The sequence below is a fragment of the Lentihominibacter hominis genome (assembly GCF_014385065.1).
GTDB lineage: Bacteria > Bacillota > Clostridia > Peptostreptococcales > Anaerovoracaceae > Lentihominibacter > Lentihominibacter hominis.
Window position 1 is genome coordinate 1 of sequence record NZ_JACRTA010000001.1, and the last position, 23,554, is coordinate 23,554.

Annotated in this window: 23 protein-coding genes, 1 tRNA gene and 1 riboswitch; of the genes, 4 read left to right on the forward strand and 20 right to left on the reverse strand. The window is 39.4% G+C overall.

Going from position 1 to position 23,554, the window contains the following annotated elements; genetic code table 11:
• Positions 1–338: 338 nt before the first annotated feature.
• The 3 genes from H8692_RS00005 to H8692_RS00015 all read left to right on the forward strand — a co-directional run bounded on the left by H8692_RS00005 (position 339) and on the right by H8692_RS00015 (position 2,159).
• Positions 339–1,043 carry a DUF421 domain-containing protein gene (locus tag H8692_RS00005; protein WP_177269190.1) on the forward strand — a complete coding sequence of 235 codons (705 nt, stop codon included), beginning with the start codon at positions 339–341 and terminating at the stop codon, positions 1,041–1,043.
• Entirely contained in the window at positions 1,040–1,423 is a 384-nt protein-coding gene (locus H8692_RS00010) for a DUF4363 family protein (RefSeq protein ID WP_177269188.1), read from the forward strand. The genes H8692_RS00005 and H8692_RS00010 overlap by 4 nt, the downstream gene beginning before the upstream one ends.
• Positions 1,424–1,467: 44 nt before the next feature.
• A riboswitch (THF riboswitch) is annotated at positions 1,468–1,558 on the forward strand.
• 79 nt (positions 1,559–1,637) lie between these two features.
• Complete coding sequence (locus H8692_RS00015) at positions 1,638–2,159, forward strand: folate family ECF transporter S component (protein WP_177269186.1); 522 nt, start codon at positions 1,638–1,640, stop codon at positions 2,157–2,159.
• Between the two features lie 345 nt (positions 2,160–2,504).
• Here the strand turns inward: H8692_RS00015 and H8692_RS00020 are convergent.
• The 13 genes from H8692_RS00020 to H8692_RS10905 form a co-directional block, all read right to left on the reverse strand.
• Positions 2,505–2,581 (reverse strand) — tRNA-Pro (locus tag H8692_RS00020).
• Between the two features lie 59 nt (positions 2,582–2,640).
• Positions 2,641–3,576: a bifunctional riboflavin kinase/FAD synthetase gene (locus H8692_RS00025; protein ID WP_187524701.1), complete on the reverse strand. Its 936-nt coding sequence runs from the start codon at positions 3,574–3,576 to the stop codon at positions 2,641–2,643.
• Positions 3,577–3,594: 18 nt separating this feature from the next.
• A complete protein-coding gene (truB, locus tag H8692_RS00030; protein ID WP_187524702.1) occupies positions 3,595–4,545 on the reverse strand; it encodes a tRNA pseudouridine(55) synthase TruB in 951 nt (316 codons plus the stop codon).
• Positions 4,546–5,514 carry a DHH family phosphoesterase gene (locus H8692_RS00035; RefSeq protein ID WP_187524703.1) on the reverse strand — a complete coding sequence of 323 codons (969 nt, stop codon included), beginning with the start codon at positions 5,512–5,514 and terminating at the stop codon, positions 4,546–4,548.
• Between the two features lie 2 nt (positions 5,515–5,516).
• Positions 5,517–5,912 (reverse strand): 30S ribosome-binding factor RbfA, encoded by a 396-nt coding sequence (gene rbfA, locus H8692_RS00040; protein WP_177270577.1) that lies wholly within the window; start codon positions 5,910–5,912, stop codon positions 5,517–5,519.
• Between the two features lie 9 nt (positions 5,913–5,921).
• Positions 5,922–8,783 (reverse strand): translation initiation factor IF-2, encoded by a 2,862-nt coding sequence (infB, locus tag H8692_RS00045; protein ID WP_187524704.1) that lies wholly within the window; start codon positions 8,781–8,783, stop codon positions 5,922–5,924.
• Positions 8,784–8,797: 14 nt separating this feature from the next.
• Positions 8,798–9,109, reverse strand: coding sequence for a L7Ae/L30e/S12e/Gadd45 family ribosomal protein (locus H8692_RS00050; protein ID WP_187524705.1), 312 nt, complete (start codon positions 9,107–9,109; stop codon positions 8,798–8,800).
• On the reverse strand, positions 9,099–9,368 hold the full coding sequence (rnpM, locus tag H8692_RS00055) for an RNase P modulator RnpM (protein ID WP_177270583.1): 270 nt from the start codon (positions 9,366–9,368) through the stop codon (positions 9,099–9,101). The genes H8692_RS00050 and rnpM overlap by 11 nt, the downstream gene beginning before the upstream one ends.
• Positions 9,358–10,563, reverse strand: coding sequence for a transcription termination factor NusA (gene nusA, locus H8692_RS00060; protein WP_177270585.1), 1,206 nt, complete (start codon positions 10,561–10,563; stop codon positions 9,358–9,360). Before nusA ends, rnpM begins: the two co-directional genes overlap by 11 nt.
• A 21-nt stretch (positions 10,564–10,584) precedes the next feature.
• The gene (locus H8692_RS00065; protein WP_187524706.1) at positions 10,585–11,058 is read right to left on the reverse strand and encodes a ribosome maturation factor RimP; all 474 of its coding nucleotides are present in this window, start codon (positions 11,056–11,058) and stop codon (positions 10,585–10,587) included.
• A 210-nt stretch (positions 11,059–11,268) separates the two neighbouring features.
• Entirely contained in the window at positions 11,269–11,739 is a 471-nt protein-coding gene (locus H8692_RS00070; RefSeq protein ID WP_187524707.1) for a YbaK/EbsC family protein, read from the reverse strand.
• Between the two features lie 27 nt (positions 11,740–11,766).
• Positions 11,767–12,144 (reverse strand): SdpI family protein, encoded by a 378-nt coding sequence (locus tag H8692_RS00075; protein ID WP_187524708.1) that lies wholly within the window; start codon positions 12,142–12,144, stop codon positions 11,767–11,769.
• Between the two features lie 17 nt (positions 12,145–12,161).
• Complete coding sequence (locus H8692_RS10905; RefSeq protein WP_177270593.1) at positions 12,162–13,481, reverse strand: GNAT family N-acetyltransferase; 1,320 nt, start codon at positions 13,479–13,481, stop codon at positions 12,162–12,164.
• 189 nt (positions 13,482–13,670) lie between these two features.
• Here H8692_RS10905 and H8692_RS00085 point away from each other — a divergent pair, with 189 nt between their 5' ends.
• Positions 13,671–14,189 (forward strand): nitroreductase, encoded by a 519-nt coding sequence (locus H8692_RS00085; protein WP_177270595.1) that lies wholly within the window; start codon positions 13,671–13,673, stop codon positions 14,187–14,189.
• A gap of 142 nt (positions 14,190–14,331) precedes the next feature.
• On the opposite strand, the gene H8692_RS00090 is transcribed toward H8692_RS00085, so the two are convergent.
• From H8692_RS00090 to frr, 7 genes are all read right to left on the reverse strand, one after another.
• Positions 14,332–18,120 carry a PolC-type DNA polymerase III gene (locus H8692_RS00090; RefSeq protein ID WP_187524709.1) on the reverse strand — a complete coding sequence of 1,263 codons (3,789 nt, stop codon included), beginning with the start codon at positions 18,118–18,120 and terminating at the stop codon, positions 14,332–14,334.
• Complete coding sequence (gene ispG, locus H8692_RS00095) at positions 18,117–19,169, reverse strand: flavodoxin-dependent (E)-4-hydroxy-3-methylbut-2-enyl-diphosphate synthase (RefSeq protein WP_187524710.1); 1,053 nt, start codon at positions 19,167–19,169, stop codon at positions 18,117–18,119. The genes H8692_RS00090 and ispG overlap by 4 nt, the downstream gene beginning before the upstream one ends.
• 12 nt (positions 19,170–19,181) lie before the next feature.
• On the reverse strand, positions 19,182–20,195 hold the full coding sequence (rseP, locus tag H8692_RS00100; protein ID WP_187524711.1) for an RIP metalloprotease RseP: 1,014 nt from the start codon (positions 20,193–20,195) through the stop codon (positions 19,182–19,184).
• Positions 20,196–20,208: 13 nt separating this feature from the next.
• Positions 20,209–21,357 (reverse strand): 1-deoxy-D-xylulose-5-phosphate reductoisomerase, encoded by a 1,149-nt coding sequence (gene dxr / locus H8692_RS00105; RefSeq protein WP_187524712.1) that lies wholly within the window; start codon positions 21,355–21,357, stop codon positions 20,209–20,211.
• Between the two features lie 26 nt (positions 21,358–21,383).
• A complete protein-coding gene (locus H8692_RS00110; protein ID WP_187524713.1) occupies positions 21,384–22,175 on the reverse strand; it encodes a phosphatidate cytidylyltransferase in 792 nt (263 codons plus the stop codon).
• A 3-nt stretch (positions 22,176–22,178) separates the two neighbouring features.
• Positions 22,179–22,901, reverse strand: a complete 723-nt coding sequence (locus H8692_RS00115; protein WP_177270607.1) for an isoprenyl transferase — start codon at positions 22,899–22,901, stop codon at positions 22,179–22,181.
• Positions 22,902–22,977: 76 nt separating this feature from the next.
• Positions 22,978–23,535, reverse strand: a complete 558-nt coding sequence (gene frr / locus H8692_RS00120) for a ribosome recycling factor (RefSeq protein ID WP_187524714.1) — start codon at positions 23,533–23,535, stop codon at positions 22,978–22,980.
• Positions 23,536–23,554: the final 19 nt, after the last annotated feature.

Consider the following 23,554-nt stretch of genomic DNA (forward strand, 5'->3'; position numbering starts at 1 on the left):
CTCGCTCTTGGCGAGCTTTTTTAGTATATCGCATGTCACCGCTTTTGTCAACAACTTTTTCCAACTTTTTTTCGTCGTTATTTTCCGTTGTTTTCCTCTCTGCCGTGACAGCTTGTTTAGTATATCTTATGTTAAATGTTTTGTCAACAATTTTATTCAACTTTTTTCATCGTTTTTCGACGGTTCTTTTAAAGCCTTGCAATTACTTGTTTCTATTGACAATTTCTTATTTAAATTTGTCCCTCAAAGTCTTTTTTAAAGTAACATTTTCTTTTTTAATAAGTATAACAATATTTAAATTGCGAATAATAATTAATATTTATCAGGAGGTGAATATTTTGACTATAGTTCTTATAAGAACAGTTCTATTATATTTGATAGTTTTGTTTGTGATACGTATTATGGGAAAGGCTGAGCTTTCAAAGATGTCTCCCTTTCAGCTCATAGTTGTATTTATGATAGCTGAACTGGCTTCTATTCCGATAGAATCTCCGGACGTATCTATGATAACAGGTGTGGCGGCCATCTTCACACTGCTCTTTCTGCAAGTTCTTATTTCTTTTCTTTCTCTTAAAAGCGAGAAGTTCAAAAACTTTTTCAGCGGAAAACCGAGTGTATTAATAGAAGACGGAGAGATAAACAGGAAAGAACTGAAAGCCTTAAGGATTACAATAAATGATCTTATGGAGCAGCTACGTATAGGCGGCTCGCCTTCTATATCAGATGTGGATTTTGCTGTAATGGAATCTAATGGAGATCTCTCTATAATACCGAAGAGTGATAAGCAACCTTTAACACCTGAAGATATGTCTATAGAAAAGAAAAAGCAGATAATGCCTGTGGTCTTTATTTCAGACGGGATAATTTACAGTAAGAATGTGGAAAAATCAGGTTGGAGTATCAAACAACTTAAAGACGAGCTCATCAAACTGGGAATTTCGGATTATACCCAAGTCTTTCTTGCATTTTGTGATGGTCAGTCAAAGCTTCATGTGTTTACTTCCGGGAAAAATCAGAAAAAAGCTTCGGAGGTGATTATATGAGAGATCTTATTATTTCTATAATATGCATGCTTATACTGATCATACCCTGGGGTATATACGATAAATACGCAGCGAAGACTGTCGATAATTACAAATCAATCATCAGTGAAGAAATTCTCCCTGCTATTGAATCTAACGACTGGGAAACTGCTGAAAAACGTTTTGATTTTATTGCAAAGGATTGGGACAGATATAAGAAGCTTTCTGCATTTTTTATAGACACCGAATCTGTAAACGAAGTAGATAGTTATGTTTCTAAAGCATACTATTATATAAAACTTAAAGATGCGGGAAATGCTGCTGCCGAATCTGCATTTCTTCAATATCGTTTCGATTTTCTGCATGAAAACGAAATGCCTAATATGGGCAATCTCTTTTAAAAATTAATTGTATATTATGCTGTTATATGCTATACTTTTTTTTGCGTAGAGTAGGTATTGTGCGTAAAGTGTCATAAGATGGGATGTTGCTTATGAACGAAAGCTTTGCTGCGGTGCAATATCGCGTCCGCTACTACACCAAGGAATTTAGTGAAAACTTCTATACTCTTTAGTGTAGTTAATTCTACGACTATTGAGGAAAGGAGTTTTTTTAATGGAAAATAAGTCTAATACTATGAGACTTGTGATCATGGCTTTTCTTATCGCGCTGGAAGTAATACTGACAAGATTCTGTTCAATCAATACACCCATATTGAGAATAGGCTTCGGATTCCTTCCGGTTGCCATGATGGGTATAATGTTCGGACCATTGTGGACTGCTGTCGGATATGCCGTAGGCGACCTTCTGGGAATGATGATCTTCCCTACAGGAGCTTACTTCCCCGGTTTCACCCTGACAGCTTTTATTACCGGATTAATTTTCGGATTATTTCTTCACGGTAAAGAGATCACATGGAAGACTGTACTGCCTGCCAGCCTGATCATAATTTTAGGTCTCAATCTGTTGCTTGATACAGTATGGCTGTCTATACTCATGGGCGATGGATTTATAGCGTTGCTTCCCACAAGAATATTGAAATGTGTGGTTATGCTTCCTATCCATCTGCTGCTAATACCACTTGTGTGGAACCGTATACTTTCAAGACTTCCGTTTATGAAAAGCTGGGCAGCTTAAAACGTGTTGTTAAAAAAAATGCGCTTAAAATTTGGATAGCTTAAGCGCATTTTTTTCAAATTATTTTTCTGACATTTTATTTTTATTCGCCAAATCTACTAATTGATCATACATTTGCTGCAGTCTTTAATACCATTCCTTTAAATTATAATTTCCTTCACATTTCTCTTTCAGAATATAACGCCTTATCTTTTTTTACAGTAGTTTGGTGGCACAAATACCTATAGTATTAAAGGCAGATTCTTTATTGTCACTTATTTTAATCATGATCTTTACCCCCCCTCAAAAAAAGAAAATCTTACATAATAAATGAACGGCCGAATCATAAAATTCAGCCGTTCTTACTGGTCGGGATGACAGGATTCGAACCTGCGGCCTTTGCGTCCCGAACGCAACGCTCTACCAAGCTGAGCCACATCCCGTCTTACATAATATATTATATTACTTTATTTTAAAATTTCCAGTATTTTTTTGCAGCAACTTATAAAGAACCTTTCTCACGGTGATAAGCTTTAGCCATAATACAATCGCTTTCAATTTGTTTGCTTAACTCTTCAATACCCGAAAATTTACGTTCTTCTCTTGTACGCTTTATAAATTCTACACGTATTTGCTTACCATAAAGCTCTCTATCAAAATTAAATATATGAGTCTCAATATTTTTATTATATATTCCTACTGTAGGTTTTACGCCAACATTTGTAACACTGGGATATTTTACACCATTATATGTGCAATATGTTATATACACACCATTAGGTGGAGTTGCCATAGTTTCATCTATCATTATGTTTGATGTAGGAAAACCTATCGTCCTTCCAAGCTTATTTCCCACAACTACTTCCCCCCCTATGGAATACATTCTGCCCATGAATTTCATACATCTTTCCATATCGCCTTCAGCTATCAAATTTCTTATATACGTACTGCTTACTATGATATTATCTATCTTATACGGTTCCTGTACGTGGATGCCAAAACCATGCTTCAGACCTTCATGCATCAGCACTTCGGGAGTTCCCTTTGCTTTATATCCGAAACTGTAATTAAAGCCACAGTAAGCTTCTCTTATCTTAAATTTATCCACAAGTATATCTTTTATAAAGTCTTCCGGAGACATAGTTAATATATCATTTGTAAATGGTATATTAAACATGTAATCTATACCCATAGTTTCGATTATTTTGGCTTTTTCCTCTGCATACAGTATATTCTTTACCGCAGGCAAATTCTTAAGTAATGTTCTTGTATGATTGGAAAATGTAAACACAGCACTTTTGAGTCCCATATCCTGTGCGCTTCTGACAGTTCTCTCTATTATTTGCTGATGTCCTTTATGAACACCATCAAAATTTCCTAAAGCTACAACGGTAGGTTGTATACCGTTCACTTCCTCCAGTGAATTGAAAATTTTCATATAATATCGCCTCTCAAATCATACCGCAGCAAATATCTTATCAGCTTTCAGAGCATTCTCTCTCTCACTGTAATACCCTATCCCCAAAAAGCATCCTGTTTCTGCTTCATAAACACGGTATATGCTGCTGTATCTTCTTCCTCTGCTGTTATACTTTTTGTAATTGTCCTTTTCCGGTTCTTTAGTCACTTTTACCTGTTTCCATCTAATGCTGTTTCCTCTGCAAAAATATCTTGCTCGATCCCGGCTCATTTCCGCTCTGCCTAAGTGAACAAGAGGAAAATCAATTTCCAGAAGTCTACTTTCTATATCAGAACACTCAAGCTCCTTAAGTTCATCAGGTGATGTGGCTCCTTTCAATGTAAACACACCACTTGACGTTCTGTACAGGGATTGCATAACGCCTCCGCAGCCGAGGGCTTCTCCCAGACCACTGCATATACTTCTTATGTATGTTCCTTTGGAGCATGTCACATCAAACATTATATTTTTCTTGTCAATATCTATATCTATAATATCCAGCTTACTTATATGCACATTCCTTGGTTTTGCCTCTATATCCTGACCATCCCTTGCATATTCATAAAGCCTTCTTCCGTTAACTCTTACTGCAGAATATTTCGGAGGTATCTGACTTATCTGCCCCCGAAACAGCTCTATTTTCTTAAGTATGTCCGAAATCTCTATATTTTCGGTATTTCTTGTCTCCACAACTTCTCCCCAGATATCCTGAGTATCAGTCACAATCCCTAATTTCGCTGTACATCTGTATGTTTTATAATCAAGATCAAGATATTCCATGATCTTGGTCGCTTTGCCAATGAAAATAGGAAGAAGTCCTTCTGCCATGGGATCAAGAGTACCCCCATGGCCAACCTTTTTCACACCTGTGACTCTGCGACATACAGCAACACAATCGTGCGAAGTCCAGTTTTGAGGTTTATTTAAAATCAGTATACCATCTTTCATCTAATTCTCCCAATAATTACTCAACTCTTGTTTTATCAGATCAACTGCTTTCTCCATCGGTATATCAAGTGTGCATCCGGCAGCTTTAATATGCCCCCCTCCTCCGAATTTAACGGCAATCTTATCTACATTACCGTAAGATTTTGCTCGCATACTGACCTTCACTGATCCGTTCTTCTCCTTAAGAAAAGCAGCAAATTCTACTCCTTCAATATTTTTCAATGTGTCTACAATTCCTTCGCAATCTTCTAAAACAGCATCATACCGATTAAGCATATCCTGTGTCACATAGGAAACAGACACCTTTCCTCCGGCAGCCAGCTGCATATTGCTCAATATTTCACTTTCAAGTTTTATCCTCTTGTAGCTCATATTATTGTAAAGATTTACTATTATCTTTACATGATCTATTCCTCTCTCAAACAGCTTCGCCGCTATGAGGTGCGTTTCTGATGTTGTATTAGAGTGTTGAAAACTACCGGTATCAGTACTTATCCCTATATAAAGAGATTCTGCTATAAGTTTGTCTATCACAATATTCATCTCTGTGAGAAGTTTGTAGATTATCTGAGCTGTTGCCGCTTCATCTCCGTCTATATAATAATAATCTCCAAAGCTTCCGGAAGTTATATGGTGATCTATGCACAGTTTAAGTCTGCCTTCGTTAAATTTATCTGCTCTCTCACGGAAACGGCTGTCTTCACTGCAATCTATACAGATACATATATCAGGATTCTGTATTATGCCCCTATCTTGTGTACAAAACTCCGTATCCATAAAACTTAAATATTTAGGAACCGGTTCATCAAGAAGTATCCATGCTGTTTTCCCTTCAGACCTCATGGCGCGGCAGAGTGCCGCGCATGACCCTATTGCATCTCCATCAGGACTCACATGAGGGAATATCAATATAGTTTCTGCTTCCCTAAGAATAGCTCCCATCTCATTCAGTGAAGTATTGCTTATCATAATTATTCTTCTCCATCATCACTGCTATGATCTATATCCAGATCATCTATTATCTTAGATATATGTCTTCCGTATTCCATGGACCTGTCTATTTTAAATACAAGTTCCGGCACATGCCGCAGCTTTACCTGATGACCTATCTCTCTTCTTATGAAGCCTTTGGCATTATTAAAAGCCTCAATAATTTCGCTCTGCTGCTCTGCTGCTGTTTCCGTGCTTGGATCTGTTCCCAGGACAGACAGATATACAGTAGCGTAGCTGCCGTCACTTGTCACTTCTACTGCGGTTATACTTATCATTGCCGACAGACGCGGATCTTTAAGATCTTTTAAAAGCATTCCGCTTACGATCTTTTTTATTTCCTCGCCCAGCCTTCCCTGTCTATGTCCTTTTCCCATATCAATTTCCTACTTTCTTTCGATTTCTTCCATAGTGAAGCACTCTATTACGTCGCCTTCCTTGATATCATTATAATTTTCTATACCTATACCGCATTCGTACCCTTGAGCCACCTCTCTTGCATCATCCTTAAATCGTTTTAAAGATGAAATCTTACCCTCGTGGATAACTATGCCGTCTCTTACAAGACGTATCTGCTCATTACGAACAACTTTTCCGTCTGTAACATAAGCTCCCCCTACAATACCAACGCCGGGAACTTTGAAAGTATCCCTTATCTCTACTGTTCCCAAAATCACTTCCTTAAATTCAGGATCCAGCATACCCTTCATGGCATTTTCTACATCATCTATGATATCATAGATAACTCGGTAAGTTCTTATCTGTATTCCTTCACGTTCAGCGATGGCACTCACAGCTGTACTTGGTCTCACATTGAATCCTATTATGATAGATCCTGATGTACCTGCCAACATTATATCTGATTCATTTACAGTACCGACGCCTGTATGAACAATCTTAACTCTTACTTTATCATTAGAGAGCTTTTCCAGTGATGACACTATCGCTCCTACAGAACCCTGAACGTCTCCTTTTATAATAAGGTTAAGTTCTTTCACTTCACCTTCCTGTATCTGGCTGAACAATTCTTCCAATGTAGTACTTGAATTTCTGGCGAGCACCTCTTCTCTGAGCTTGAGCTGTCTGTTTTCAGCTATTTCCCTTGCCAGTCTGTCATCTTTAACCGCATTGAACACATCTCCTGCATGAGGTACTTCTGTAAGCCCCAGCACTTCCACTGCAGTGGCCGGTCCTGCCTGTCTTAATGTCTCACCCTTATGATTTGTCATACGCCTGATCTTACCCGAACATGTTCCGGCAACAATACTCATTCCGGCTTTCAGAGTACCATTGAGTACCAGAAGGCTTGCCACGGGACCTTTCGCCTTATCAAGACGCGCTTCCAAAACAGTTCCCAATGCCAGTCTGTTAGGATTAGCTTTAAGTTCCAAAACTTCTGACTGCAGCAATATCATTTCAAGAAGATTTACGATACCTTCTCCTGTCTTGGCCGATACAGGCACGCTTATTACGTCTCCTCCCCAGTCTTCTACAAGAACACCGTTATTAGCCAGATCGGATTTAACTACGTCAGGATTTGCTCCCGGTTTATCTATTTTATTTATAGCTACTATCATAGGAACGCCCGCAGCTTTGGCATGACTTATAGATTCGAGTGTCTGAGGTTTAACGCTGTCATCAGCCGCAACTACCAGTACAGCGATATCTGTAGCATGTGCGCCTCTCGCTCTCATTGCCGTAAAAGCTTCGTGTCCCGGAGTATCCAAGAACACAATTTTCTGTCCGTTTATCTCAACTTCCGAAGCACCTATATGCTGAGTAATGCCACCTGATTCCTGTGCTGTTACATTTGTCTTTCTGATAGCGTCCAGAAGTGAGGTTTTACCATGATCTACATGACCCATTACGGTAATGATCGGAGCTCTTGGCTTCAGATCTTCTTCCTTATCTTCGAAGCTTTCTATCCCTTCTTCTTCTACTTCTTCTTTAACTTTTCCTATGGCCACCTGAATTCCCATTTCTTCAGCTAAAAGAACTACAGTATCTTCATCCAGATTCTGATTTATATTTGCCATCACTCCCATCTTCATAAGAGTCATTATTATCTGCGAAGCCGTGGTTTTAGTCTGTTCCGCAAATCCTGCAACCGTAATAGGAACATTTATCATTACTGTTCCCACAGGAAGTTCTACAACTTCCACCTCAGGTTCGGGAGCTGGTTTAGGTTTATTGTGTTTTTTGTTTCTCACCTGTTTTTCCAGAGATCGAGGCTGAGACTTCAGCGATTTTCTCACATTGCCGCCTCTCTCTAACTTAGAAAATTTATCATGCTCTTTATCTCTGTCTTTGTTCTTCTTTTTTGAACTGAGAGCGCCTGGTTTTGCTGCCAAAACTTCAACTCCATCATCTTTTTTCGATGCTCCTCTCTGCTGAGGAGCTCTGTCCTGACGGTCCGGTCTGTCGTTTCTTCTATCCTGAGGTTTACCGCCTTTTCTCTCAAACGTTTTCTTATCTCCAGGCTTTCTATCAGTACGTTTTCTTCTGTCCTCTGTTTTTTGAGCAGCCTTCTTCTCAGCTTCACGCTTCTTTGCTTCCTTTCGCTCTGCTTCACGTTTAGCTGCAGCCTCCGCTTCTTCTCTTCTGACATCCTCTGCTTTCTTAATCACCTTAAGTCTTGTCTGTCTTCTCGGAGGTTCAGATCTCTTTGTTTCTGCTTTCTTAATCTCAGGTTTCTTTGCTTCCTGTTTACTCACAGAGGCAGTTTCCGAAACCGGTTTCATCTTTGAAATCTCAGAATTTTTTTCTTCAAATACCTTTTTATCTTCTGATTTCTTTTCAGCAGCTTTATCTGCAATATTTCCTGAAGTTCTTTCTTCAAACGCATCCTTAGATACTACTGGTTTTCCTTCAGGCGGTTTCATTCTGCCTTCAACTTCTTTTGATACGATAGGTTTTCCCATCGGCGGTTTTGCTGCAGTTGTTTTATTGGAGGATTTTGCAGTTGTTTTTGCTGACTTCTTTACTTCCGGCAACTTGATTTTGGCAGCTTTCACAGTCACTTTAGGTTCACCGTCTTTTTTGTCATTTTCAGATTTTTTAGTTCTCACTCTCACTACTTTAGTCTCAGTATGAGCTCCACTTTTCGTGATAGTATTTCTAACTGCTGTAGTGTCTATTTCCGACATATCATCATTTACGTCTGACACTGCTATTCCCATAGATTTGGCCTTCTCAAGTACTTCCTTACCGGTCAGACTCAATTCAGATGCCAACTCCTTTATTTTCATACGCACTTCCTCCTTTATTCTGATTCCCTGTTTATCTCATCCAAAATAACTTTCATAAAATTATCATCACACACGGCGAATACGCTTCTTCCTGATGTTCCCACAGCATGAGAGAGGTCGTCGCCTCTTCCATACTTAACATATCTAACACCGTGTTTTCTTATTTCCTTCATTATCTTTTTTTCGCTGTTCTCCGAGATATCTTCTGCCAGTATCACAAGTTTTACCTTTCCTTTGGATATTCCGAAAATACAAGTATTTATCCCTGACATCAGATTTCCTGATTTTTTAGCAAATCCCAGATAACTATTTATTTTACTTCGCATACTCCTCAAGCTCCTTGAATATATTCGCCATCTGTTCTTCAGATATATCCGTCTCAAAGCTTCGCTGAAGAGCACGTTTTCTTTTCGCTTTCTCCATACATTCTATATCCGGACACAAATACACACCTCTTCCCTTGGCTTTTCCCACAGGATCTATATTTATCTGTCCTTCATAAAAAGCTATCCTTACTAAGTCTTTTTTAGGCTTTGACTCCATGCATCCGACACATCTTCTCATAGGGGTCTTTTTATTTTTCAATTTCATCTCCCCTATCTTCATCGGCAGCATCTGTGTCCATCTCATTTTGATCGCTGTCGATATTTTTATCTTCTGCATATTCAACATCTTCTCCTACATACTCTATGCCGTCATCTTCATAATCTTCCTGAAAATCACCGGAGATTTCTTCTGACCCATCGCCAAAATACTGAGTATGGCTCTTTATATCTATCTTCCAACCGCAAAGTCTTGCTGCCAGACGTACGTTCTGTCCGGACTTTCCAATAGCCAATGAAAGCTGATAATCAGGAACTACGACAGTAGCCGATTTTTCATCTTCATCCACTAAAACTTCCTCTACTTTAGCAGGGCTGAGAACATTTTTTATCAATATTCTTGGATCATCATCCCATGTAGTTATATCTATCTTTTCTCCAAATAACTCATCTACAATATTTTTTACTCGGCAGCCTCCCGTTCCCACGCATGCTCCTACAGGATCAACATTTTCATCTTCTGTATATACTGCGATCTTTGTCCTTGAACCTGCCTCTCTGGCAATACTTTTTATTACTACAGTACCATCTTCTATCTCAGGCACTTCCAGTTCAAAAAGCTTTTCCACAAAACCAGGGTGAGTTCTGGAAAGGAATATCTGAGGACCCTTTGTACTCTTTCTCACATCCATAATATAGGCTTTTATTCTGTCATTGACTCTGTATCGTTCTCCTGTCGCTCTTTCGCCGGACACAAGTATACCTTCGGTATTGCCCATATTTACAAATATCGTATCATTACTTATTCTCTGAACTACTCCTGTTATTAGGTCCCCTTGCCTGCTGATATAATTATCAAATATCATACCTCTTTCAGCTTCTCTTATTCTCTGAACTACAACCTGTTTAGCCGTCTGAGCTGCTATTCTTCCAAAATCCTTAGGAGTTACCTGATATTCAACAACGTCTCCCACCTGATATCTCGGATCTATTTCAAGCGCCTCTTGCAGAGAAATTTCGGTAAACTCGTCCTCCACTTCTTCCACAACATCACGCCTCATGAGAACATCGACATCCCCCTCTTCTCTGTCGATATTCACTCTGACATTCTGAGATGTACCGTAATTCTTCTTATATGCTGAAACCAGAGCAGATTCTATAGCCTCGATAAGGACATCTTTTGAAATCCCTTTCTCTTTTACTAAATCATCTATAGCATTTATAAATTCTTTATTCATTTTCTCTCATATCCTCCTATATTAAAAAACAACAGCCAGATTTGCCTTGGCGATCTCAGATAGCCGGAGTTTGCACTCTTTTCCATCGTGATCTGTAACTGTTATCACATCACCGTCTATACCCCCGAGAACACCTTGTATGCTCTTTGTTCCATTCTTTCCTTTATAAAGCTTTATCTCTATCTCTTCTCCCACATACCTCTCATAGTGATCTGTTTTTATAAGCGGTCTATCCATACCGGGAGAAGATACTTCTAAATAATAATTCTGCTCTATCAGATCTCCTTCATCAAGTTTTTCGCTTAAAAACCTGCTGACCTTCTCACAATCTTCAGTACTAACATATCCATCCTTCGGAAATTTATCAATATAAACCCTGAGGAACCAATCTCTTCCTTCTTTTATGAATTCGCAATGATAAAGCTCATACCCTTCGTCAGATAAAAACCCGTCCAGCAGTTCTTCTACTGTATCGGTGATTTTTTTCTTTGCCATAAAACACTCTCTTTCGCTTTTGATAATATGACAGGCTGATTTCTGCCTGTTTACAAAAGTAAAGAGTGGGCGTTTCACCCACTCTTACTAAATCCATTAGTTATATCAATAATATATTACCATATAAGCATTGAATTTTCAAGGACTATTTGATACATAATTCAAATATCAGCATTTTTGTGTTTTCCTGCTTTACAGTACGCTTTTTCTCTACTTAATAATACGACAAACATCTACCCACTTCTTGCTATTCGTTATTTTTTCAAGCTTATCTACTGTCAATCTTATGGCACTGTTGGAGCTTCCGCATGCAGGATAAACAGTCTCTATACCTTTAAGGGAAATATCAAGGTAAACGGCAACATCTTCATTTACGCCAAAAGGGCAGACTCCTCCAACGGCATGCCCCGTTAACTCCTCAACCATATCAAATGGTATCATTTTTGCTTTTGCGGAAAACTCAGCCTTGAATTTCTTATTATCTATTTTACGGTCACCGGCTGCAACTATCAAAACAGGACCGCCATCTACCAAAAATGACAAAGACTTGGCAATTTCTTCTTCTTTACAGTCTATAGCCTCGGCAGCTTCCCGCACTGTTGCCGATGAGGCATCAAACTCCATAACTTCATTATCAAGTCCAAATCTTTTCAAATAAGCTTTTGCTCTTTCCAGTGACATTTTTATATTCTCCTTACTTTCTATTTATTAACGTCTGTTTCCATATTTATCAAAATTACGTTTCAAAGCTGTTTCTGTAGGTATTATAGTACCTGCCAAAGCAGCTACCTGTACAGCCAAAGCAGCAATCCCTGTCTTATCAACAACGCTGTCTTCTTTTCCCCATATGATCAGAAAAACTATAACTGAAACGAACAGTAATATCCATCCGACAATCCACCATAATCTGCCGCAGTATTTATGCGCAAATTCCCATGTATCATCGTTTTTCATGGACATTGCTGTCCTATATCCGAACAAAGCATTAATTTTTTTCGGAGGCCTTTTCATGAAGTATCGTCCAAAACAAATCATTATCAATGGAATTAGCACAGCGTTGCATAACATAAAAATCCATGATGCCATAGATATAACCCTCCTTATCAGCCGCCTTTCTTTCCTGATATTATCCATAACAGTATATCATAAAATTCCTGACGGGCAAATTTTTCTAAAAAAGGACTGTGTCCGCATTTATCCAGAATATAAGATTCAAAACAAATCCCTGATTTCCTTAGAGGCTCTGCTACCCCCTTTTCGGGATGAGGGTCTTGCCGGCCATGTACCAGATATATATCACATTTTATCTTTCCAAAAGCCTTCAAAAACCCTCCGCGACTTCTGATACGACAGGCTTGCCTAAAAACAGCATTATACATTTTGCTGTCTGTTCTGTCACTTTTATAATAGCAGTCGTCCCGCAAGCAGTAATTATCAGTTTTTTTAAGTATATCCGAAATCAAACCCATTTCCTCTGAGGATATTTTGCCTTCAAACAATTTTTCAAACAAATCCCTTTCACCATCAGACATTTTCTTGCATCTTCTCTTATTTATTTGGCTCACATATTCATCTTCGAGAGGAGGGCATCCTATAAGAATCAGTCTTTTTACAATCTCAGGATATTCCGACGCCAATAACGCAGACAGCCATGCACCCCATGAATGGCCGATTATGCAGACTTTCCCAGAGCAATTGTTTTTTATCTGCTGATACAGTTCTTCCACTAATTCATTTATTGAATATTTAGATTGTAAAGCCTCTAAAACACCTGAACCGGGCAATATCCCAGCCAAACAGTCAGCAACATTTTCAAGCGATCCTATATCTCCCGGACCGCCGTGAACTAAAACAGTCATATATGGCGGATTACCGTGAAGACGAACCATCTCCTTTCCTGTATAACGGTGCAGAGCCTCCTTAATCTCTCTGCCTTCTATACTTTCCTTTATGAATTCTCTGTTTGAAACAACTCCCTGCTTTTCCATTATATAATTTGTCAAAGCTGTTTTGCCGCGCTTTACTTCCTGCTTCTTTATGATTTTATATCCGCGCTTTTCAAAAAAAGGTCTTGACGTGACAGAGGCGTGTACCTCTATCCTACTATTTTGCACGGCCTGTTCCAACGCATCGCAAATGGCTGACGCCACGCCTTCTCTCTGATGATCCTTATGCACAAACAATCTGTTCAAGTACCCACCTTCATCAATATCTCCAAAACCTACTATAGCACCATCTTCAACAGCTACAAAACTGTAATTTTTCATCAGCGACTCATCCCACTCCTCTGGATTTTCCTTTCCTGTAGCCCATGCAAAAAGCTGTTTGCGGGTATAATCTCCGGAATTTACAGTATGTACAGTATCGTAAAACAGAGAAAGAATCTCTCTGCAGTCATTGCGTTCATATTTGCGAATATACATAATAACTCCTCTTATACAGTTAATAATTATTAGTTTATTATATCACACTAAAGCAGTAAATCGCAAAAAATACATGTCACAGTACCAATACTTGTACGAAAAACAGCAATTTCTTCAAAATATACTAAAATAATACATACTGCTGTACTATAATAAAGACATAAGTTCTGTCAAAATAAGGAGGTAAAAATGAACGAAATAATCAAATCAATAGAAACAAGACGAAGCATACGAAAATATAAGCCCGATATGATACCGCAGGAAACTGTTAAAAAAATCTGTGAGGCCGGAACTTACGCTGCCTCGGGAAAAGGAAGCCAGCCCTGCATAATTATAGCAGTTACAGATAAAACATTGAGAGACAGACTCTCAAAGATGAATGCGAAAATTATGGGGACAGATATAGACCCCTTTTACGGCGCTCCTGTAGTTTTAGTAGTTCTTGCTGATAAAACACGCAGCACATATATTTATGACGGGAGTTTAGTCATCGGTAACCTGATGTTAGCCGCCCACAGCGAAGGCATCGGAAGCTGCTGGATACACAGAGCAAAAGAAGAGTTCGAATCAGAAGAAGGAAAAAAAATCCTCAGAGAACTCGGCATTAAAGGTAATTATGAAGGTATAGGACACTGCGTACTGGGATATACAGATGGCTGTGAACCTACAGCCGCTCCGAGAAAAAAAGATTATATATACTATGTATAAATCATACTATATTTCTCCAGTAATTCACAGACAGCAGAATACCTAATACAATAAAATTAATCGCTGCTATTCTTTTCAGAAAACACAAGCCTGTCTATATCAGTAATTTCTTAACCGATACAGGCAGGCTTTTCACCACATCCTATCCAAACAGGCTTATCTGAGCAGTTTCCGGAAGTCCTTCCAAAACACCATGCTGACGAAGCTCGTCCAGCGCCGTCTTATTTATCTTTCCTCTGTCACTTACATCTTCTACAGTCTCGTAAGGTCTTTTCCTATATTCTTCCTCAAATATTACAGCCGCCCCTTCACCGACACCTGTTATAGCCACAAAAGGAAGAAGAACTTTTCCTTCATGAGAAAGAAAGCGAAGACTGTCAGAGATTCCTAATCTTGCCGGAGAAAACTCATATCCTCTCGAACACATCTCATACGCCACTTCCAGCACAGGAAGCTCGTCCTCTTCTTTTTTTGAAGCATCCTGTCCTTTTCTTATTATCTCCTCCATTCTGTTCTCAATAGAATCTATCCCCTTTAATATAACCTTTTCATCAAAATAGGCTACCTTTGTTGTGAAGTACACAGCATAAAATTCGACAGGATGATACACTTTATAATAAGCTATTCTGTTGGACATCATAACATATGCCACCGCATGGGCTCTCGGGAACATATACTGTATCTTTTTACAGGATTCTATATACCACTGAGGAACATCATTTTCTTTCATCAGTTCTTCCTGTTCCAAAGTCAGTCCTTTACCTTTACGTACCTTCTCCATGATGGTAAAAGCATCTTTATTGGGAACGCCTTTTAATCTGAGGTAGTTCATGATGTCATCCCTAGTTGAAATCGCATCCTTCATTGTAGCTGTACCGCTTGTTATAAGTTCCTGAGCGTTTCCGAGCCATACATCGGTACCATGGGAAAATCCTGATATACGGACAAGATCCGCAAAAGCATCTGGCTTGGTATCGTCCAGCATCTGCCTGACAAATTTAGTACCGAATTCAGGTATTCCGTAACTTCCATGAGTGAATTTATAGTCAGGATTCTTTATGTCCAGACCTTCTATTCCGTTGAATATAGTCATGACTTTATCATCTTTGATAGGTACCTTCAGAGGATCTACTCCTGTCATATCCTGAAGCTGCCTTATCATGGAAGGAGCATCGTGTCCCAGTATATCAAGTTTAAGAAGATTCTGATCTATGGAATGATAATCAAAATGAGTTGTAACTATATCCGATTTGACATCATTGGCAGGATGCTGCACGGGGCAGAATTCGTATATCTCATGCCCCTCCGGAACTATGATTATCCCCCCGGGATGCTGTCCTGAGGTCTTTCTAACTCCTTCGCAGCATGAAGTTAGTCTGTCCATCTCAAATTTATTCACATTTATATTTCGCTCATCAAAATATTTAGCAACATATCCATATGCAGTCTTATCCTTTATAGTACCGATAGTGCCTGCTTTGAACACATTTTTCTCACCAAATATCTCCTCTACGTATTTTTGCGCAGTTCCCTGATACTCTCCTGCGAAATTAAGGTCTATATCAGGCTCCTTATTTGCTTCAAATCCCAGAAAAGTCTCAAATGGTATGGTGAACCCTTCTTTACTGTAAGGTGCGCCGCATTCAGGGCATACTTTATCAGGCATATCTACACCGCAGTCGTATTTCTCATTATCTCCCCATTCTAAATTTTTACAGTTAGGACATAAATAATGAGGCGGCAAAGGATTTACCTCGGTTATTCCTGACATTGTAGCAGCAAACGAAGATCCTACAGAGCCTCTCGATCCTACAAGATAACCATCCTCCAGAGATTTTTTCACCAGCATTTCGGCAGATCTGTACATAACCGCATATCCATTATCTATGATGGAATTCAGTTCTTTATCAAGACGCTCTCTGATTTCTTGAGGAAGAGGCGACCCATACATATCGGCAGCACGTTCCTCACATGCTCGTCTAAGATCTTCCTCAGCCCCTTTTATCTTAGGAGGAAACTTTCCTTCAGGCACAGGCATCATTGGTTCTATCATATCAGCAATCAGATTTGTATTCTTTATAACCACTTCATATGCAGTTTCCTCTCCCAGATACATGAATTCCTCCATCATTTCCTGAGTAGTCCTGAAATAAAGCCCTTTATCTCCTTCCACATCTTTGAAACCCTGTCCTGCCATAAGAATCCTTCTGTAAAGAGCTTCTTCTTCATCAAAATAATGAGTATCACAGGTTGCCACTACCGGTTTATTATATTGCTTTCCTAATGCTACAATCCTTTTATTATTTTCTCTGAGTTCTTCCTCACTTTTGACCATTCCATGCTCTATAAGAAACTTATTGTTTATAAGCGGCTGTATCTCCAAATAATCGTAAAAATCAACAAGCCTCTTGATTTCCTCATCACTTTCATTATTCAGAACAGCTCTGTAAAGTTCTCCCGCTTCACATGCAGAACCTACTATAAGACCTTCTCTGTACTTTTGAAGAATAGACTTAGGTATCCTAGGTTTCTTGTAAAAATATTCAAGATGAGACAGAGATACAAGCTTATACAGATTTTTAAGACCTTTTCTGTTTCTGGCAAAGATTATTACGTGATTAGTTCCCCTTCCTTTGTAGTTTATCACGCCGTTTTCATCTATAAGATCCCTGTCTTCAAGAAGATACCCTTCACATCCATATAATATCTTAATATCCTTGGCTGCATGAGACGCATCCGGAAATGCCTGCACTACTCCGTGGTCCGTTATCGCCACAGCTTTGTGCCCCCACTTTTCAGCAGTTTTTACCATACGTTTTATATCGTTAAGCCCATCCATAGCACTCATTTTAGTATGAGCATGAAGCTCGACTCTTTTTTCCGGATATGTATCTATACGCTCTTTCTTTTCTGCCTTCTCTATACTGTCAGCCATTATAGTCACACAGTTATCAAATCTATCCCACTGAGCCATCCCCTGTATCTTTATTCCGTCTCCCTTACTTAGATGATTATCTATATCATCCCATTTCTCATTGAGAACAAAAGCTTTGACACAGATACTTGTGATCTTGTCAGTCACGTAAAGACTTACCAGCTTACTGTCATTTTTCGTGGTACGACAGTCTTTCTTAAACATTTCCCCTTCAATCACAACTGTTCCGCTTTCGGAAGTAACATCTCTTATAGCCATAGCTTTCTCTGTTATAGCCGTTCCCATTATAAGATTTCCTTTGACAGGAGTATAAGCCTTTCTGCGTCTTCCCTTAAAGGGTTTGCTACCGCCTTGCCCTCCCGACGGAAATGGTATGACGCTTCCGCTATCTGTTGATGAATCCGGGTTCTCTCGTCGCTGAGTCTGCACTTTTACAGCTCTTTGCCGATGTTCTTCATAAACAGATTTCTCTTTTTCTTCCATCTGTTTTCCTATGGTTTTATACTTTTGGACGTGATTTTCAAATCTTACAGTGATATCTTCTTTAAGATCCCTTTTTATAAGCATACTAAACTTATCCGACACTTCTTTATTGAGAACATCCACAGACAACTGACCCAGTGCATATATTACCAACTTTCCGTCCTCAAACTGCCATTTGTCTGTATATATAGTCTTTGTAACATGAGCATATTTGCCATTGACAAAAGCGATCATATGACCTATGTAAAAACCCATGGCTTCCTCTATACTCTGAATAAGATTTTCATAAGATATATTCAGATCTATTCCTTCAACATCAGGAAGCCGCCCCTGCAGCGACCTTTTGAACCTGTCTATAAATTCATAAGGCAACACAAAATTAAGCTCTGCATCAAGCGAAAGCCTTCCTGTTTCTCTTGATATCACAGCCTTTTTTATATCAAATGTAAGATCTTCTTTTCTGTAACTCCCAAGTTTAGAAAAATCAATAGAATTTTCCAGTATCTCTCTCATATGTATTCTTCCGCCATCTTGATTATCTCAACTACAATATCTTCTTCTTTTACAGTCTTTATGATCTTTCCCCCCGCAAAGAGAACACCCTTTCCCTTTCCGCAGGCCACGCCTATATCTGCACTTTTTGCTTCCCCGGGCCCATTGACAGCACATCCCATCACAGCAATTTTAAGATGTTTTGCACCTTTGTCCTGAAGAGTTTCAACTTTCTTCTCTATCTCATCTGCAATAGCCTGCAGATTCACTTCTGTCCTTCCGCAGGTGGGACAGGATATAATCTCTATTCTGTCCTTCCGCAGGCCTATAGCCGAAAGAAGCTCTTTGGCAAAAAACACTTCTTCCACAGGATCTGCAGTAAGAGAAATTCTCATTGTATCACCTATACCCTCAAGCAGCAAGGCACCTATCCCTGCCGCTGATTTTATACGTCCTCTGTTCAATGTCCCTGCTTCCGTCACTCCGATATGCAGCGGATATACTGAATGCCGGCTGACAATTTTATATGCATCGAAATTCATCTTCACATCAGAAGATTTCAGGGATATTACTATATCTTCAAAATCATATTTCTCAAGAACAGATACATTTCTCAGCGCACTTTCGGCTAATCCCTCTGCTGTCACGCTGCCATATTTTTCCAGAATATCTTTCTCCAGAGAACCTGAGTTCACTCCTACTCTGATAGGAATCCTCTTCTTCTTCGCCATTTCTACTATTTGCCTGATCCCATCCTCAGAACCGATATTTCCCGGGTTGATCCTTATTTTATCTGCTCCGTACTCCATAGCCTTAAGAGCAAGTTTGTAATCAAAATGTATATCTGCCACAAGAGGCACATTTGATCTGAGTTTTATTTTTCCGAAAGCCTCTGCCGCCGTTTCATCAGGAACGGCTAACCTTACTATCTGACATCCTGCAGACTCGAGATTTTTTATCTGGCAGACTGTAGACATTACATCGGATGTTCTGGTATTGGTCATTGACTGAATGGAAACAGGTTTGCCTGCTCCTATCTCTACGTTACCGCAAAAAACACTTTTTTTCATATCCGACCCGCCTTATGAAAACAGCGGAACGATAAACTTCACTATATCATTCCACGTGACGTATACCATCAGCGCCATGAGAAGAACTATACCTATAAAATGTATTTTTCCTTCCATTTCGTCGGTAACACGTTTTCCGGTTATTTTCCTTATGAGCAGGAACAGCAGCCGTCCTCCGTCAAGAGCTGGAAACGGAAGCATATTCATGATAGCTAAATTCAGGCTCAAAAGAGCTGACAAATAAACCACATAGATAATTCCGGCCTTAGCTGTATCGTTTACAGCATATACTATACCGACAGGACCGCTCAGTTCCTTGGCAGAGACTCCTCCTGTAATAAGTTCTTTAATAATATCATACATCATCACCGTCATATTGCCTGTATTTTTTATACCAGTCCCTATGGATTCAATAATATTATGACGTACTACAGGCTTTATGCCTACCTTCGACCTACCGGCTTCTTCGTCGTACTCTATGGCCGATGTCACAGAAATATTTCTTCCGTTTCTCTCCACTGTTAACTCTACAGAGTCAGCCTTACTTCCTCCTATTGCAGCAAGAATATCATTCCAATCATTTATGCGGCTGTCATTTACAGCTACAATCTCATCGCCTGACTGAAGCCCTGCCTCATATGCCGGAGAATCATCGAGAACTTCATCTACAACTGTTGTTGCCTGACCTGACCAAAAGGCAATTATTATCATCAGGATTACTGCGGTAAGAAGATTCATAAAAGCTCCTGCCGCCAAAACCACAGCCCTCTGCCATGCGGGTTTTCTGTTGAAAGCCCTTTCATCATTGGAATCCTCATCTTCACCTTCCATGGCGCAGAATCCTCCTATTGGGAAAATTCTCAATGAATAAAGAGTCTCTCCCTTCTGTTTTTTAAAAAACGCAGGTCCCATACCTATGGAAAATTCATTTACTTTTACTCCACAGGCTTTTGCTGCGATAAAATGACCGAACTCATGGACAAATATGAGTACGCAAAATATTAAAATCGCATATATTATAGTCATAGATTTCCTCCTATTAAATCATATTCCTCATTTTCTCTCTAATCCTCATATCCTGCTCCAATATTCCCTCCATATCCAATCTATATTCAGGCTTATGCTCTTCCATCACTTTCATAAGAGTATTCTGGATATCTATAAACCTTATTCTTCCCGCTAAAAACATTTCTACAAGAACTTCGTTGGCTCCATTAAGCACTACGGGATAACTTCCTCCCAAGCGACAGGCTTCATATGCCAAATCTATGGTTCTGAATACGTCTCTGTCTGCAGGATAAAACGTCATTCCTTCTTTAAGACTGAAAAGATCAAGACTCTCCATAGATGATCCCATCTCCAGTCTTTCAGGATAAGAAAGAGCATAAGCTATAGGCACCCTCATATCCGGCACGCCCATCTGTCCGATTATGCTTCCGTCTCTGTATTCCACTGCAGAGTGAAGGATACTCTGAGGATGAACAACTATCTGTATTTTCTCTGCAGGAATATCAAACAGCCATCTGGCCTCTATTATCTCAAGTCCTTTATTCATCATAGTTGCAGAATCTATTGTTATCTTTTTTCCCATGGACCAGTTTGGATGAGCAAGTGCTTGATCTATCGTTACTTTCTCAAGCTGCTCTGCGCTGTATCCTCTGAAAGGTCCTCCCGATGCTGTCAGCAATATTCTTTTCACATTGCTGGCAGCGCTACCCTGAAGACACTGAAAAATTGCGCTATGCTCACTATCCACAGGAAGAAGTTTAATACCCTTTCGTTTTACGGCAGCCATCACCAACTCACCGCCCACCACAAGAGTCTCCTTATTGGCAAATGCGATATCCTTTCCGGCATCTACAGCCGCCATAGTAGGTTCAAGACCTCTCATGCCCATGAGAGAATTCAACACCATATCGCAGTCTTCCATAGAAGCAATCTCTTTAAGTCCTTTATCTCCGTAAAAAACTTCTGTATTTCTGTACTTTTCAGATATCAACAAAGCATCTTCTTCACGCTCTACACATACAGCCTGAGGTCTGAACTTCTCTATCTGACGGCAGAGAAGCGCAATATTCTTTGAGCAGGAAACAGCCGATACCGAAAATTCAGTGCTGTTTTCCTCTATCACATCTAATGCCTGAGTCCCTATAGATCCCGTACTCCCCAAAATCGAAATTCTTTTCATAAAACCCAGCCCTGTCACAAATACTGTTATAATAAATATTCCATAACCAACACTATATAATAATAAACCATCGGACCTGTAAAGAGTACACTGTCAAATCTGTCCAAAATACCTCCGTGGCCGGGAATAAGATTCCCGTAATCTTTTATTCCCATCTTCCTCTTGAAAATAGATGCAGTCAAATCACCAAACTGTGAAACAATTCCACCCAAGACGCCTATGATGATACAATGTATTATAACTTCAGGCATGAAAAAATATCCGAACAGACCGCTTAGGATAACACTTCCCAAAATGCCGCCTATACAACCTTCAACAGTCTTCTTAGGACTTATTTTCGGACACAGCTTATGTCTGCCCAAAAGATATCCGCTGAAATAAGCCATTATATCGGTTCCAAAAGCTGTAATTACTATAAGCCACACCATAAGAGCATAATCTGTCTGATCCACTAAAGTCACATGAAAAGAAAAGAATACAACATAAAAAATGCCTGTTACAGTAGCCATAGCATCTTCCAGTTTTCTATGTTCTATATTGAACAGATACAGAAGACTTAAAAGCACAATACCGAAGAACCACAGCATATACCATTCCTTTTGGCCATCTGTGAAAAAATTTACTGCATAAAGCCCTACAGCTGAAATACAAGCTACAGCAAAATTAGGTTTGATATCTATAGCTTTAAAGCCGTTAAAAAACTCTTTTACACCCATTATACCTATAATCAGACAGGCACCGAACAAAACATAACCTCCCAGATATAATATAATCAGCAATGGCAGCATGATTAGCCCCGACAATACTCTTGTTTTCATACGTTATCTACCTCCAAATCTTCTCTCCCTGCTCTGATAATCAGCAATGGCCTTCTCGTATTCCTTCGGAGTAAAGTCGGGCCAAAGAACATCGGGAAAAACAAGCTCGCTATATGCACTCTGCCACAGCAGAAAATTAGAAAGTCTCAGTTCTCCGCTGGTTCTTATTATCAGCTCGGGATCCGGCACACCTGCATAAAAACTCCCGGTCCAAAGATATGAAGATATAATGTCATCAGTTATGTCATCAGGAGAAAGAAGGTCTTCACTGACTTTCTCGCTTATAGCTTTTACCGCATTTTTTATCTCATCTCTCCCTCCGTAATTAAGAGCGATATTAAACTGAAGACCTGTGTTATTTTCTGTTTCTTCCAAAGTGCGTTCCAAACTCTTTACCGCATCATTAGGCAAAGATGTATAATCTCCCAGCACTTTTACCTTTACATTATTTTTTACAAGCTCTCTCAGATCACTATCCACATATTTCACAAGCAATTTGAATATACCGGAAACCTCAGCAATAGAACGCTTCCAGTTTTCGGTAGAAAAAGCATATACGGTAAGATATTTTATCCCGAGTTTATCTGAATGATCCACAATTTTTTTCATAGCCTTCATACCGGCATTATGACCTGCCAAGCGCGGCAATCCTCTTTCTTTTGCCCATCTTCCGTTGCCATCCATTATAATGGCGACATGCCGGGGCATTCTTTCTTTATCAAGCATATTTAAAACCCTGTACTTCGTAAATAGATGTGACCTTCCGGTCACATCTATCGATTTCGTTATAAATTTATACTGTTTAAACTTCCATTATTTCATTTTCTTTATCTACTACGATTTTGTCAATAGCTTTAACTGCTTTGTCGATGGTTTTCTGAATATCATCGAGAGTACTCTTAGCATCATCTTCTGTAAACTCTCCGTCCTTTTCCATCTTCTTAACCTTATCATTGGCATCTCTTCTCAAGTTTCTTACTGCAATCTTGCTGTCTTCACCCAGCTTCTTAACAATTTTTGTAAGCTCTTTTCTTCTTTCCTCCGTTACCTGAGGAACCTGCAATCTGATAACTTTACCGTCATTAGCGGGATTAATGCCTACATTAGCGGCATTTATCGCCTTCTCAATCTCAGGAATGCTTTTTGGATCAAAAGGAGATATCATCAGTGTCCTTGGTTCAGGCACTGATATATTCGCCAAAGCCTTAAGCGGGGTCGGAGTTCCATAATACTCCACCACAACTTTATCCACCAGCGCAGCATTAGCGCGTCCTGCCCTTACCGTACCCATTTCTTCTTTAAGTACGTGTAAACTTTTCTCTATTTTATCATCTAATGTTTTTAAATCAAAATCACTCATTTTATTCCTCCAAATTTTA